General features: G+C 63.9%; 1 protein-coding gene. It reads right to left on the bottom strand.

Going from position 1 to position 538, the window contains the following annotated elements; genetic code table 11:
* Nucleotides 1-30 precede the first annotated feature (30 nt).
* A partial coding sequence (locus DNK89_RS23895) for a transporter substrate-binding domain-containing protein (protein ID WP_153064352.1) occupies nt 31-538 on the bottom strand: 508 nt, incomplete at its 5' end.

Below are 538 nucleotides of genomic sequence, written 5' to 3'. Positions count from 1 at the left end.
AAGTCAGGCCAAATCCAAGGTCGCGCCTGCTCAGCTCGCGATGAACGGAATGTCCGGCACGCTGTCCGGGAAGGGCGGCAGCGGGTTCTTCATCCACTTCGGATAGACCTTCGCCAGCTCGCCATTGGCTTTGATCTTGTCGATGAAGGCGTTGATGAAGGCGTTGATCTCCTTCTCGCCGAGGCGCGTGCAGGCGCCGTTGTAGAGCTTGGTGAATTCGAGCTTGTTCTCGAAGACGCCGGGCTTCGCCTCCTCCAGGCGCGGGATGTAGAAGATGTTGCCGCCGACGGCCTGGACCTGGCCGGAGAGCAGCGCCTGGATCGTCGGCGCATCGCCGTCGAAGCGCCGGATCGTCGTGCCGGCGGGCGCGGTCTTGGTGATGTCGGCGTCCTGCACGCTGCCGCGGGCGACGCCGATCGTGTACTTGCCCATGTCGGCATGGGTCTTCACCTCGACGTTCTTCGGCGCGATGAAGGTGATGATGTTGGCGGCGTAGGGCTTGCTGAACTGCACCGCCTTGGCGCGCTCGGGCAGCATC

Origin of the sequence: Acidovorax sp. ST3 (genome assembly GCF_003231145.1) — a bacterium.
In the GTDB taxonomy this organism is placed as follows: Bacteria; Pseudomonadota; Gammaproteobacteria; order Burkholderiales; family Burkholderiaceae_C; genus Acidovorax.
Note: the sequence above shows the minus strand (reverse complement) of the source record. Positions and strands in the feature narration are given on the sequence as shown.